Genomic DNA, 12,277 nt, shown 5'->3' on the forward strand with positions numbered 1-12,277 from the left:
CCCTGCGTACCGGCGACCACCACGTGTGGAACGAGCTGGAGCCGCTGGTCAAGGACCTCGTGCAGTCCCTGCTGTGGCCCACCGGCGTCGGCTTCGAGCTGGAGCACCGCCGGGGTGTGCCGCCGGTGGTCAACGACGCCGAGAGCACCGCGGTGCTGCGCGCCGGCATCGAGGCCGCCCTGGGCGAGGACGCCCTGGCCGGCACCGAGCAGTCGTCCGGCGGCGAGGACTTCGGCTGGTACCTGGAGCACATCTCCGGCTCCTTCGCCCGCCTCGGCGTCTGGTCCGGCCAGGACCGCCAGTACGACCTCCACCAACCCACCTTCATCCTGGACGAACGCGCCCTCCTGGTAGGCGTCCGCGTAATGGTCCACGCAGCCCTAACCGCCCTCGCCTAACCCCCGCGAGTCACGCTCTCAGGCACACCGAATGTAGGTTTCGGGCAGTTATCCACAGTTTGCGGGAGTTATCCACAGTCTGTGGAATGGGCTTCCGGGCACAGCGCTGCCGGGGGCACCGTGGATCCATGATTGAGCTACCGAACGGACTCCACGGTGCCTACCGGCGGTGTGACCTCATCGCCGCCTTCGGCCGCCACGCGATCCGCACCGCGGTCAGGCAGGGCCAACTGGTCACCTTCCACCGACAGGTGCTGTTGCGTCGGGAAGTGACAACTCAACTGCGCACGCGTGCCGCTGCCGCACTGCTGCTCGCCGGCGAACGTGCCGTGCTGACCAGACACACCGCAGCCCGAATGTATGGCTGCACCGCTGCTGATTTCGCGCCGATCGACATTCTGGTGCCCTATGCGCGGCGCATTGAGCGGGCTCCGGGTGTTGTGGTGCACAACGGGACCTTCACCGAGGATGACATCGCAGAAATCGATGGACTGCGGCTGCTCGCCCCTGAACAGGTCCTGGCCGATCTGCTGTGCCGCGCGCGCCGTCCGACCGCGCTGGCCTGCGCCGATCAAATGCTGGCCGGCCTGCCCGCCGCGCAGCGGCCGGGGTTTCGCGATGCCGTGCTCCGGGCGATCAGCGCCCGCGCTGATATTCGAGGCACCAGACAGGCGCGGGTGATGTTCGATCTGGCGACCGGATTGCCGGAATCACCCTTCGAGAGCCAGCTGCTGCTGATGTTCTATGACCGTGAGCTGCCCGTGCCGACCCCACAGCATTCGATCACCACGATCGATGGCCGCGAGCTCTACCGCCTCGACTTCGCCTGGCCAGAGTTTCGGATCGCTGTCGAATACGACGGCTATGCGGCGCACGCCGAGCGTCATGATCAGGACCGCCGGCGCGACGAAGACCTCGCCGCTCGGGGCTGGATCGTCATTCATGCCACGATCGACGACCTCATGGCCCCGTCGCGGCTGGTCAGCGCGGTGCGCGAGGCATTGCAGGCCCGCAGGCTGACTGCCTGAAACCTACATTCGGTGTGCCCGAGAGCGTGACTCGCGGGGGTGGGTTAGCCGGTTATGCCTCGGCAGGGTTTTGTTCTCAGGTCGTTGACGTAGTCGTCGGGGGCGCCGGCGGCTTCGGCGGCGTCGGCCACCACGCCGAGGTAGCGGGCGGAGGGCAGGCCGCCCTCGTAGGCGTCGAGGACGTAGAGCCAGGCGACGACGGTGCCCTCAAGGGTCTGGGCCCGCAGCCTGATCTTCTTGTACAGGCCGAGCGAGCCCTCCCACCGATCCAGGCGGGCCTCGTCACGGGGGCTGACGTCGTAGAGGACGACGAAGACCTGCGAGTCGGGCTCCTCGACGATGGTCGCCAGCGAGCCCTCCCAGCCGAGATCCTCGCCGCCGAACGACAGGCGCCAACCGGCGAGCCACCCGGTCCCCGCCATCGGGGAATGCGGGGCTCGCTCCATCATCTGGTTCGGATCCATGTTGGAGCCGTACGCGGCGTAGAGCGGCACGACTGACAGCCTAGCGACCGATGTGATCAGGAGTCGGGACGCCGAGCACTCGGCGCGTGAGGATGTAAGTTCTAGACGCCCGCGTACAGGTCTGCTTGGAGGAACCCGGTGACCCGGATCGTGATCATGGGCGGTGGCCCGGCCGGCTACGAGGCGGCGCTGGTCGCCGCGCCGCACGGGGCCGACGTGACCGTGGTCGAGCGGGACGGCCTCGGCGGCGCCTGCGTGCTCTACGACTGCGTGCCGTCCAAGACCTACATCGCCTCCGCCGGCGCCCGCTCCGCCTTCCGCAACGCCGGTGAGCTGGGCATACGCACCGAGAACTCGGAAGCGGCCGTGGACGTCCCGGTCGTGCACGGACGGGTGAAGGGCCTGGCGCTGGCCCAGTCCGCGGACGTGCGGGCCAAGCTCCAGCGCGAGGGCGTGCGCATCATCACCGGCACCGCCCGCTTCTGCGACGACGCGACGGGCCTGGCCCAGCACCGTGTCATCGCCCACACTGCCGACGGCGGCACCGAGGTGCTGCCGGCCGATGTGGTGTTGATCGCCACCGGCGCCACGCCGCGAGTGCTGCCGGGCGCGGTGCCCGACGGCGAGCGCATCCTGGACTGGCGGCAGATCTACGACCTCACCGAGCTGCCCGAGCACCTGATCGTCATCGGCTCCGGCGTCACCGGAGCCGAGTTCGCGTCGGCCTACACCGAGATCGGCGTCAAGGTCACGCTGGTGTCCAGCCGGGACCGCGTGCTGCCGCACGAGGACGCCGACGCGGCGGCCGTGCTGGAGGACGTGTTCACCGAGCGCGGCAGCGAGATGGCCAAGCACGGCCGCGCCTCCCGGGTGGAGCGCACCGAGAAGGGCGTCAAGGTCTACCTGGAGGACGGTCGCACGGTCGAGGGAAGCCACGCCCTGATGACAGTCGGCTCCGTGCCCAACACCGCCGACATCGGCCTGGACCGGATCGGCATCGACGCCGGCAAGGGCGGCTTCATCCCGGTCGACCGGGTGTCCCGCACCTCGGTCAGCGGCGTGTACGCGGCCGGCGACTGCACCGGCGTGCTGATGCTGGCCTCGGTGGCCGCCATGCAGGGCCGCATCGCCATGTGGCACGCGCTGGGCGAGGGCGTGCAGCCGATCCGCCTCAAGACCGTGGCCGCGAACGTGTTCACCAACCCGGAGATCGCCACCGTCGGCATCAGCCAGCAGGCGATCGACTCGGGCGAGGTGCCGGCCCGCACGATCATGCTGCCGCTGGCCACCAACCCGCGGGCCAAGATGGAGGGCCTGCGGCGGGGCTTCGTGAAGCTGTTCTGCCGCCCGGCGACCGGCGTGGTCATCGGCGGCGTGGTGGTGGCCCCGTCGGCCAGCGAGCTGATCCTGCCGATCGCGCTGGCCGTGCAGAACCAGCTCACCGTCGAGCACCTGGCCCACACGTTCTCGGTGTACCCGTCGCTGTCGGGCTCGATCACCGACGCCGGCCGCCAGCTGATGCGGCACGACGACCTGGACTGAGCGCAACGCTGGAAACCCCGAAAAGGTTGCCCCAGGTCAGGGGCAACTAGACCCGATGGGGCGACGTCTTGTTGTCGTTCGAGTCGGAAAGCACGGGGGGATCCCAGCCATGTTTGTCAAGACCATCATCGGCGGCGCTGTCGCCGCCACCGCTCTGCTCGCCGTCGCGCCGGCGGCCTTCGCCACCGACTACTCGGTGACGCAGCTCAACGACGGCGCGACCACGAACGTCTACCAGCTCACCGGCGCCAACACGGCGTCCGGCCACTGCCCGGGCGAGGGCCACTTCGTGTCGTCGGAGCTGACGTTCAGCGATTATCACTACAACCAGTCCAACCACTTCTACATCACCATGTCGGCGACCGCGACGGTGAAGCCGGGCGTCGCGCCCGGCGCCTACTCGCTGTCGGTGGACTGCGAGAACGGCTCGGGCTCGGCCAGCTTCACGGTGCCGGCCGCGTCGACCACGACCACCACCACGCCGGCCCCGCCCGCGTACGAGGACCCGACCGTGCAGCTCAACGCCGACACTCCGGCGCTGCCCGGCCGCACGAACATCTACCAGTTCAACGAGGCCAACGTGGCTTATGGCGTCTGCCTGGACGGCAAGGCCACGTTCTCGTCCTCGGCCCTGACGTTCGGCGCCCTCCAGTACGTGTCGCCGGCCGACATGGCCGCGAACGTCTCCGCCCCCGCGAAGCTCAAGCCCGGCATCGTGGCCGGCGCCTACAAGCTGACGATGACCTGCGGCGACAAGACCGTCAGCACCACCTTCAAGGTGCCGGGCAAGGCCGTCGTGAAGCCGGTCGGCGCCCCGCAGACCGGTGGCGGCGGCGCGGCGACGCTGTTCGTGTGACATCCCGAGCAAAATTTCCGCCTGTCAGGCAACCTGCCCAGGGCCGGTTTACGTCCGGTCGGTGATGGCTAGCCCATCACCGGTCGCGCCGTCGCGGCTTTCGTTTTGCAGGGGTGCACGAAATCCACGGCGGCGCGACCAACATCAGGAGTGATGGTGAAGAAGACACTCGTCGGCCTGCTGCTTCTCGCGGGCCTGCTCACGGCCGGCTGCGGCGCCCAGCCGCCGGCGGCCGGACCTGCGCCTACGCAGGTCACGACCTCGATCGGCGCCACCAGCTCGGAGGCCCCCGCGTCGCCGTCGATGGCGGCCTCGACCCCGGTGTCGGTGGACATCCCCAAGATCGGCGCGCATTCCTCGCTGGTCCAGCTGGGGCTCAACCCCGACAAGACCGTCGAGGTGCCGCCGGTCAGCGCCCCGATGCAGGCCGGCTGGTACAAGCTCGGCCCCACGCCGGGCGAGATCGGCCCGGCGGTCATCCTCGGCCACGTCGACGGCAACAAGCAGGCCGGCATCTTCTTCCGCCTGCACGAGCTGGCCGCCGGCGACAAGATCACCGTCGGCCGCCAGGACGGCAGCACGGCCCACTTCACCGTGCAGAAGGTGGAGAAGGACAGCAAGGACGCCTTCCCCACCGACGCCGTCTACGGCGACACCTCCACCGCCGACCTGCGGGTCATCACCTGCGGCGGGGCATTCGACACCAAGGCCCACAGCTACGTGGACAACATCATCGTGTTCGCGACGCTGGACAAGGCCTGAGCGGCAACCACAAAGGGGCCGGTCCTGAAGGACCGGCCCCTTTGTGCTGTCACTCCACCCAGTCGAAGGTCTTGGTGACGGCCTTCTTCCAGTTGGCGTACTCCGAGGCGCGGCGGTCCTCGTCCATGGACGGGGTCCACTCCTTGTCCTTGGCCCAGTTCTGCCGGATGTCGTCCTCGCTCTTCCAGAAGCCGACGGCCAGGCCGGCGGCGTAGGCGGCGCCCAGGGCGGTGGTCTCGGCGACGACGGGGCGGATGACCGGGACGCCGAGGATGTCGGACTGGAACTGCATGAGCAGCTCGTTGACGACCATGCCGCCGTCGACCTTCAACGACGTCAGGGGCACGCCGGAGTCGGCGTTCATGGCGTCGATGACCTCACGCGTCTGGAAGGCGGTGGCCTCCAGCACAGCACGGGCGAGGTGGCCTCGGTTGACGAAGCGGGTGAGGCCGACGATGGCGCCGCGGGCGTCGGAGCGCCAGTACGGGGCGAACAGCCCCGAGAAGGCGGGCACGAAGTAACAGCCGCCGTTGTCCTCGACGGAACGGGCGTGCTCCTCGATCTCGGCGGCGGTGCTGATCATGCCGAGGTTGTCGCGGATCCACTGCACCAGCGAGCCCGTGACGGCGATGGAGCCCTCCAGCGCGTACACCGTGTCGTTGGAGCCGATCTTGTAGCAGACGGTGGTGAGCAGCCCGTTCTCGCTGAGCACCTTCTCGGTGCCGGTGTTGAGCAGCACGAAGTTGCCGGTGCCGTAGGTGTTCTTGGCCTCGCCGGGGGACAGGCAGGCCTGCCCGAAGGTGGCGGCCTGCTGGTCGCCGAGGATGCCGGCGATGGGCACGCCGGCCAGGGCCCCGCGCTCGCGGACGTGGCCGTACTCCTCGGACGAGGAGCGGATCTCCGGCAGCATCGACAGCGGGATGCCCATGTCGGCGGCGATCGAGGTGTCCCAGGCCAGGGTCTCCAGGTCCATCAGCATGGTCCGGGAGGCGTTGGTCGGGTCGGTGACGTGCACGCCGCCGTCGACGCCGCCGGTCATGTTCCACAGCACCCAGGTGTCCATGTTGCCGAAGATCAGGTCGCCGGCCTCGGCCTTGGCCCGGGCGCCCTCGACGTTGTCGAGGATCCAGCGGATCTTGGGCCCGGAGAAGTAGGTGGCCAGCGGCAGGCCGACCTTGGCCTTGTACCGGTCGGCCCCGACGTCGCCGGCCAGCGCGTCGACGATGGCCTGGGTCCGGGTGTCCTGCCAGACGATGGCGTTGTACACGGGCTTGCCGGTGGTCCGGTCCCACACCACGGCGGTCTCGCGCTGGTTGGTGATGCCGACCGCGGCGATGTCGGTGACGTGCAGGTCGGCCTTGGCCACGGCGCCGGCGGCGACCTCTCTGGTGTTGGCCCACACCTCTTCCGGGTCGTGCTCGACCCAGCCGGCCTTGGGGAAGATCTGCCGGTGCTCCTTCTGGTCGACCGCGACCACCCGGCCCGAGTGGTCGAAGATCATGCAGCGGGTGGACGTCGTGCCCTGGTCGATGGCGGCCACATAGGAGGACATGAATTCGCCTTTCACGGACTGTCGCGAGACGTCAGGAAGCGGGCAGGACCAGCGCGAGCAGCGCCGCGAGCGAGCCGCCGACCAGCGGGCCGACGACCGGCACCCAGGAGTAGCCCCAGTTGCCGTCGCCCTTGCCCTTGATCGGCATCAGGAACGCGTACGCCAGGCGCGGGCCCAGGTCGCGGGCGGGGTTGATGGCGTAGCCGGTCGGGCCGCCGAGCGAGGTGCCGATGACCAGCACCACGAAGGCGACGCCGGCGTAGCCCAGCGCCGAGTTGCCGAACTGCGGGACGCCGTCGCTGCCGGCCTTGACCGTCGGGCTCTCCAGGATCCAGATCAGCAGCACGAAGGTGCCGATGATCTCGGTGACCAGGTTCCACAGCACGCCGGGGATGCGCGGCGCGGTGGAGAAGATGCCCAGCGTGTTCTGCGGCTCGTCGTGCTTGTCGAACTGGAGCTTGTAGGTCGCCCAGCACAGCATCGCGCCGATGATGGCGCCGGCCATCTCGCCGGCGAAGTAGAAGGGGACCTTGTCCCAGCTGACCTTCTTGGCGATGGCCAGTCCGAGGGTCACCGCCGGATTCAGGTGAGCACCACTCGGATTGGCGACACTCGCGCCGGTGAACACCGCGAAACCCCAGCCGACGTTGATGAACAACGTGCCGCCGTTGTTGCCGTTGGTGTTCTTCAGCACCGCGTTGGCCACCACACCGGTGCCCAACAGGATCAGCAGCGCGGTGCCGATCGTCTCCCAGACGAAGATCGCGCCATAGCCCATACACACCTCCACGCCCGTCGACGCCGTTGGAACGGGAGTCCGGACGTTACTGAGGGGTACCGGCCCTGTCCATGGCTGGACGGCTCCACTGCCCGCCGGAGGCTCGCAGCCGGTAGCGTGATGATCCGTCGGAACCCAGGCAGTCAACAGGCGGGAGGCGAGTGGCGTGGCCACCCGGAAACCAGCAGCAGCCTCGCAGACCCCGACACGCGGCTCGGCCGAGACCGGCCGGCTCGGTGTGCCGGAACGGGAACGTGACTGGCAGCGCCTGGGTTCGGAGACCTTCGACGTCGTGGTGATCGGCGGTGGTGTGGTCGGCGTGGGCACCGCGCTCGACGCGGCCACCCGCGGCCTGCGGGTGGCGCTGGTCGAGGCCCGTGACCTGGCGTCAGGCACGTCCAGCCGGTCCAGCAAGCTGTTCCACGGCGGCCTGCGCTACCTGGAGCAGCTGGAGTTCGGCCTGGTGCGCGAGGCGCTGCGTGAGCGGGAGCTGATGCTCACCCGGATCGCCCCGCACCTGGTCAAGCCGGTCAGTTTTCTCTACCCGCTCAGCCATCGCGTCTGGGAGCGCCCGTACACCGCGGCCGGCCTGCTGATGTACGACACCATGGGCGGCGCCAGCTCGGTGCCGGGGCAGAAGCACCTGACCAGGGCCGGCGCGCTGCGCATGTTCCCGGCGCTGAAGCGGTCCGCGCTGATCGGCGGCATCCGCTACTACGACGCGCAGGCCGACGACGCCCGCCACACCATGACCGTCGGTCGCACCGCCGCCCACTACGGGGCCGTGGTGCGGACCTCCACCCAGGTCGTCGGCTTCCTGCGGGAGGCCGACCGCATCTCCGGCGTGCAGGTGCGTGACGCCGAGGACGGGCGGGAGACCGAGGTCAAGGCCAACGCCGTGATCAACTGCACCGGCGTGTGGACCGACGAGCTGCAGCGCCTGTCCGGCAGCCGCGGCCGGTTCCGGGTGCGGGCCAGCAAGGGCGTGCACATCGTCGTGCCGCGGGACCGGATCGTCGCCGAGTCCGGCCTCATCCTGCGCACCGAGAAGTCCGTGCTGTTCGTCATCCCGTGGCGCAACCACTGGATCGTCGGCACCACCGACACCGACTGGAACCTCGACCTCGCGCACCCGGCCGCCACCAAGGCCGACATCGACTACATCCTCGGCCACGTCAACACCGTGCTGGCCACGCCGCTCACGCACGACGACATCGAGGGCGTGTACGCCGGCCTGCGGCCGCTGCTGGCCGGGGAGAACGAGTCCACGTCCAAGCTGTCCCGTGAGCACGCCGTCGCCCGGGTCTCGCCCGGTCTGGTGGCCATCGCCGGCGGCAAGTACACGACGTACCGCGTGATGGCCGCCGACGCCGTCGACGCGGCCGGGGCCGACCTGACCGGACGGTTGCAGCCGTCCATCACCGACAAGGTGCCGCTGCTCGGGGCCGACGGCTACTACGCCCTGGTCAACCAGGCCGACCAGCTCGCCACCCGGCACGGGCTGCACCCGTACCGCGTGCGGCACCTGCTCGACCGCTACGGCTCGATGGTGCACGAGGTCCTGGCCGTCGCCGACGGCGACCCCGACCTGCTGCGCCCCCTGCCGGCCGCGCCCGACTATCTCCAGGTGGAGATCGTCTACGCCGCCTCGCACGAGGGCGCGCTGCACCTGGAGGACGCCCTCACCCGACGGACTCGCATCTCCATCGAGACGCGTTGTACAATTATTCGCTAGCGTCGTGGAATGAGATGGTGCGGAGATTTTGACCGTAACAAATAGTTACTGTCCTTCGTACCCGGTCTTGTTGGAAGTATGTGAAGACCGCCCGCGTGCAGGCCGAGCGGGACTCCCAGTCCGAGCCCAACGACGAGGCCGCCGACGCCAGGCGGATCAGCGCCCCCGAGGCGCGAGACCTGCGGGACCCGGTGGGCTGACTTGGCGCCACATGCGCTTCCTATGTGGCGCTGAATGCCACATAGGAAGCGCATGTGGGGCTACGACCGCTCGTAGTGGTAGCGGCATGCGGCGATACGGATCTCATCGCCCGCGAGTTTGTAGACCAGCCGGTGCTCGTCAGTGATCCGACGCGACCAGTAACGCTGGAAGCCGTGCTTGAGCGCCTCGGGCTTGCCGATGCCTTCGTTGCCGTTCCGCTCGATGTCCTTGATCAAAGCGTTGACGCGTCGAGGATCTTGCGGTCCTCGGACTGCCGCAAGACGTAGTCCGCCCAGGCCAGCTCGTCCCAGACCAGCTTCATTCGGCCAACTCGTGGTGTTCGCCGCCGCCTGATTCGAGACGCTCGATGGCCGTGATCAGTCGCCGCGCGTTCTCCGGGCTGCGCAGCAGATAGACCGTCTCCTTGAGTGACTGGTAGTCGTCAAGCGAGACGATCATCACCGGCTCGTGCCCGGCCCGGGTGATCACGACTTCCTCGCGGTCGTTCACCACCGCGTCGAGCGTCTCGGCGTATTTCGCGCGAGACTCGGAATAGCTCATCGTCCTCATACGGCACCTCCCCAGGTCCGGAATCTTGTACGTGGCTGGTCGGTCGAAGCCACAGGTCATCCGAAGGTGAGCTGGACGGCGTCGTTCAGGAGGTCGGTGATGTGCTGGCCGAGGCGGCGCTCGTCGGCGGGGGCGATGGTGCTCCAGGCGACGCCGCCGGGTTTGGCTCGGCGGAGCTGGACGTAGCGGCCGCGCGGGGTGTCGAAGAAGCCGATGACGCGGTCGGGGCGGTGGCGGCGACCGTAGCGGTCGCGGGCGGCGGCGCCGAACTGGCCGCGGCGACGGACGTTGCCGACCATGGCGGCGAGCTCGTCGGCCTCGCCGGGGGACACGCCATGGTCGCGGAGGATCCACGCGAGCTCGTCGGCGGTCTCGGCTTCGGCGGCGGCGGCGTCGAGTTCGGCGCTGGGCACGGTGATGGAGTGGCCGGGGCCGGCGGCCAGCTCGGGCAACAGCGACAGGGCGGCCCGGGGCAGCGCGTCGATGTCGACGGGGCTCAAGGTCAGGCGCCCGTCGGACAGCCGCGCCAGCACGGCGTCGTGGCCCTTGGCGGCGATCAGGGCCCGCACGCCGCCATCGAGCCAGAGCCGGGCGTCCAGTTCGTAGTCGGCACCGTCCAACAGGCCGAGCAGGTCGACGAGCTCCTGATCGATGCCGAGGGCGCCGCCGACCAGCCCACGCTCGGCCAGGGTGTCCCACACGGCCTTGGCGACGACCTCGCGCTCGACATGGGTCTTGCCGGGGGAGGCGACCTTGATCGCGAGCGGCATCTCGGCCAGCCGGAGGTGCTCCCAGAGCACGTCGAACTCCAGCTCGGACAGGGTGAGCAAAGTCAGTACCCGCGCTGGCTCGGCACGACGGGACCGGTCACGACGGGCACGGGGTCGAAGGCCCGCAGCGAGGCGGTGTTGGCCGCGGTGTTGGTCTCATACGTGCTCATCACCTCGAACGCCCTGGTCGCGGCGGCGTCCTGGGCGGACTCGATGATCTCGGCGTCGATCTGCCCGACGAACAGCGACACCAGGTCCCCGAGCCAGCCGGACGGCCCGGGGTCGGGGGCCTTGACCGGCATCGGCATGTCGGCCCGCGCGCGCATGACGTAGTCGGCCTGGGCTTCGGTGCTGGTGCGCACGGATTCGGCGCTGGTGTGGGCGTCGGCGGCCCACCGGGCCAGCTGCGCGATGCCGTGCAGCGCGGAGTCGGAGGCGGCCCCGTGCCAGTGCTGGGCGGTGGCGCCGATGGCGGCGCTCAGGTCGCCGCTGATCTCGTGCAGCGCGCCGGAGATCCCGCCCCAGCACGCGGCCGGGTGGGCGGACGCGGCCGCGCCGGGCCCGGAGTTGATGGCGTCGTAGAGCTCCTGGTGCGTGTAGCCGCGCCAGCGGACGTCGGCCGGCATCAGCAGCCGCCCTGCTGCTGGATGAGCAGGGTGTTGTCCTGCTCGACGGTGTGATAGCCCTGCTCGACCTCGCTCAACGCGTCCAGTGCGCCCTTGAGCTGGCGTTGGTAGCGCAGCAGGGCGTCGAGCGCGGAGTCGACGCCGAGGGTGTGGTCGTTGATGTCGTCGGCGGCCTGCTGGCTGACGGGGTCGCCGGCCCAGGGCCGGATCCGCACGTCGGAGACGGCCATCTCGATCTGCTTGTCCAGCTTCACCAGCGCGGCGGTGAACGTCCGGCGCAGGGCGGGCATGGCTGCCGGGTCCACCCGGAACCCGCCGGCGGCGACCGCGGCCGGGTCGGGGGTCGTGGTCCGCTGCGGCACGAGTGACCTCCGGGTGTCGGCGCCAGCACACTCTAGCGACCCAGCGCATCCTAGCGACACTGTGTGACGGTGGGCAGTGGTCAGGGTGACATCCACCCCGCCGGGCCTGTCAATCCGCCATCAGTGGCCGCCGGACAGGCTGGCCATGGCCGCCTCCGCGACCCGTTGCGCGCCAAGACAAAGATCATCTTGGGTGAGCGGGGTGGCGCTGCCGCCGTCGCGGAAGAGCACGTCGAGGAATTCACCCTTGGCCACGTCCACCTCGACGTTACAGAGCGTGTCCAAGCCGGGGGTGCGGATCTCCAGCGCGGGGAAGCCGACGACGGTGGTCACCTTGGCGGTGTTCTGGGCCTCGTCGGAGATCCACAGCTCGGCGCCCTCTTCGGTGACCAGCGCGAGCCGCGCGACCTGGCCGCTGTAGGTCCCCCGCATGGTGCACGCCCGTGCCTTGAGCTCGGTGTCGTTGTACGGGGCGGGCGTGGTGTCCAGGCTCAGCTGCGCCCGCTGGTCCTTGGTCAGGATGGTGCACGGGTTGACCTTGTCCAGCGAATCTCCCGCGGACGCGGCGGCAGCGTGAGGCTGGTTGTCGTCGTGGTGGGTCTGCGCGGGTGGCGCCCGAGGACTGCGTCTGGT

Annotated in this window: 13 protein-coding genes and 2 pseudogenes; 6 read left to right on the top strand and 9 right to left on the bottom strand. The window is 69.5% G+C overall.

The window, feature by feature from the left end:
• Positions 1-398: M20/M25/M40 family metallo-hydrolase (locus tag KUTG_RS31265; protein WP_043721853.1), on the top strand; the 398-nt coding region annotated here is incomplete at its 5' end.
• A 128-nt stretch (positions 399-526) separates the two neighbouring features.
• The gene (locus tag KUTG_RS31270; protein ID WP_232241048.1) at positions 527-1,426 is read left to right on the top strand and encodes an endonuclease domain-containing protein; all 900 of its coding nucleotides are present in this window, start codon (positions 527-529) and stop codon (positions 1,424-1,426) included.
• Positions 1,427-1,470: 44 nt separating this feature from the next.
• Here the strand turns inward: KUTG_RS31270 and KUTG_RS31275 are convergent, their stop codons facing one another.
• The gene (locus tag KUTG_RS31275) at positions 1,471-1,920 is read right to left on the bottom strand and encodes a gamma-glutamylcyclotransferase family protein (RefSeq protein ID WP_043721856.1); all 450 of its coding nucleotides are present in this window, start codon (positions 1,918-1,920) and stop codon (positions 1,471-1,473) included.
• A gap of 108 nt (positions 1,921-2,028) precedes the next feature.
• On the opposite strand from KUTG_RS31275, the gene KUTG_RS31280 reads away from it, so the two are divergent.
• The 3 genes from KUTG_RS31280 to KUTG_RS31290 all read left to right on the top strand — a co-directional run bounded on the left by KUTG_RS31280 (position 2,029) and on the right by KUTG_RS31290 (position 5,050).
• On the top strand, positions 2,029-3,432 hold the full coding sequence (locus tag KUTG_RS31280; RefSeq protein WP_043721859.1) for an NAD(P)H-quinone dehydrogenase: 1,404 nt from the start codon (positions 2,029-2,031) through the stop codon (positions 3,430-3,432).
• 109 nt (positions 3,433-3,541) lie between these two features.
• Positions 3,542-4,288 carry a hypothetical protein gene (locus tag KUTG_RS54090; RefSeq protein WP_052395612.1) on the top strand — a complete coding sequence of 249 codons (747 nt, stop codon included), beginning with the start codon at positions 3,542-3,544 and terminating at the stop codon, positions 4,286-4,288.
• Between the two features lie 153 nt (positions 4,289-4,441).
• On the top strand, positions 4,442-5,050 hold the full coding sequence (locus tag KUTG_RS31290) for a class F sortase (protein WP_043731250.1): 609 nt from the start codon (positions 4,442-4,444) through the stop codon (positions 5,048-5,050).
• Positions 5,051-5,099: 49 nt separating this feature from the next.
• Here the strand turns inward: KUTG_RS31290 and glpK are convergent, their stop codons facing one another.
• On the bottom strand, positions 5,100-6,602 hold the full coding sequence (glpK, locus tag KUTG_RS31295; protein ID WP_043731252.1) for a glycerol kinase GlpK: 1,503 nt from the start codon (positions 6,600-6,602) through the stop codon (positions 5,100-5,102).
• Positions 6,603-6,633: 31 nt separating this feature from the next.
• The gene (locus KUTG_RS31300; protein WP_084580002.1) at positions 6,634-7,380 is read right to left on the bottom strand and encodes an MIP/aquaporin family protein; all 747 of its coding nucleotides are present in this window, start codon (positions 7,378-7,380) and stop codon (positions 6,634-6,636) included.
• A gap of 238 nt (positions 7,381-7,618) precedes the next feature.
• Here KUTG_RS31300 and KUTG_RS31305 point away from each other — a divergent pair.
• Positions 7,619-9,315: pseudogene (locus KUTG_RS31305) on the top strand (glycerol-3-phosphate dehydrogenase/oxidase).
• Between the two features lie 60 nt (positions 9,316-9,375).
• On the opposite strand, the pseudogene KUTG_RS31310 reads toward KUTG_RS31305, so the two are convergent.
• From KUTG_RS31310 to KUTG_RS31335, 6 genes and pseudogenes are all read right to left on the bottom strand, one after another.
• Positions 9,376-9,638: pseudogene (locus tag KUTG_RS31310) on the bottom strand (Txe/YoeB family addiction module toxin).
• Positions 9,635-9,886 carry a type II toxin-antitoxin system Phd/YefM family antitoxin gene (locus tag KUTG_RS31315; protein ID WP_043721861.1) on the bottom strand — a complete coding sequence of 84 codons (252 nt, stop codon included), beginning with the start codon at positions 9,884-9,886 and terminating at the stop codon, positions 9,635-9,637. Before KUTG_RS31315 ends, KUTG_RS31310 begins: the two are co-directional and overlap by 4 nt.
• 56 nt (positions 9,887-9,942) lie before the next feature.
• Positions 9,943-10,716 (bottom strand): ESX secretion-associated protein EspG, encoded by a 774-nt coding sequence (locus tag KUTG_RS31320; protein WP_232241052.1) that lies wholly within the window; start codon positions 10,714-10,716, stop codon positions 9,943-9,945.
• Positions 10,717-10,718: 2 nt separating this feature from the next.
• Positions 10,719-11,282: a PPE domain-containing protein gene (locus tag KUTG_RS31325; protein ID WP_052395613.1), complete on the bottom strand. Its 564-nt coding sequence runs from the start codon at positions 11,280-11,282 to the stop codon at positions 10,719-10,721.
• A complete protein-coding gene (locus KUTG_RS31330) occupies positions 11,282-11,644 on the bottom strand; it encodes a hypothetical protein (RefSeq protein WP_043721864.1) in 363 nt (120 codons plus the stop codon). The genes KUTG_RS31325 and KUTG_RS31330 overlap by 1 nt, the downstream gene beginning before the upstream one ends.
• 120 nt (positions 11,645-11,764) lie before the next feature.
• On the bottom strand, positions 11,765-12,277 hold a 513-nt coding region (locus tag KUTG_RS31335; protein ID WP_052395614.1), incomplete at its 5' end, for a DUF3558 domain-containing protein.

The organism is Kutzneria sp. 744 (assembly GCF_000568255.1).
Taxonomy (GTDB): domain Bacteria; phylum Actinomycetota; class Actinomycetes; order Mycobacteriales; family Pseudonocardiaceae; genus Kutzneria.

What these genes read in the sequence shown, in the direction of transcription:
- KUTG_RS31300 (WP_084580002.1), bottom strand. Translation starts at nt 7,380, where the DNA reads ATGGGCTATGGCGCGATCTTCGTCTGGGAGACGATCGGCACCGCGCTG.
- KUTG_RS31270 (WP_232241048.1), top strand. Translation starts at nt 527, where the DNA reads ATGATTGAGCTACCGAACGGACTCCACGGTGCCTACCGGCGGTGTGAC.
- KUTG_RS31290 (WP_043731250.1), top strand. Translation starts at nt 4,442, where the DNA reads ATGGTGAAGAAGACACTCGTCGGCCTGCTGCTTCTCGCGGGCCTGCTC.
- KUTG_RS31315 (WP_043721861.1), bottom strand. Translation starts at nt 9,886, where the DNA reads ATGAGGACGATGAGCTATTCCGAGTCTCGCGCGAAATACGCCGAGACG.
- KUTG_RS54090 (WP_052395612.1), top strand. Translation starts at nt 3,542, where the DNA reads ATGTTTGTCAAGACCATCATCGGCGGCGCTGTCGCCGCCACCGCTCTG.
- glpK (WP_043731252.1), bottom strand. Translation starts at nt 6,602, where the DNA reads ATGTCCTCCTATGTGGCCGCCATCGACCAGGGCACGACGTCCACCCGC.
- KUTG_RS31325 (WP_052395613.1), bottom strand. Translation starts at nt 11,282, where the DNA reads ATGCCGGCCGACGTCCGCTGGCGCGGCTACACGCACCAGGAGCTCTAC.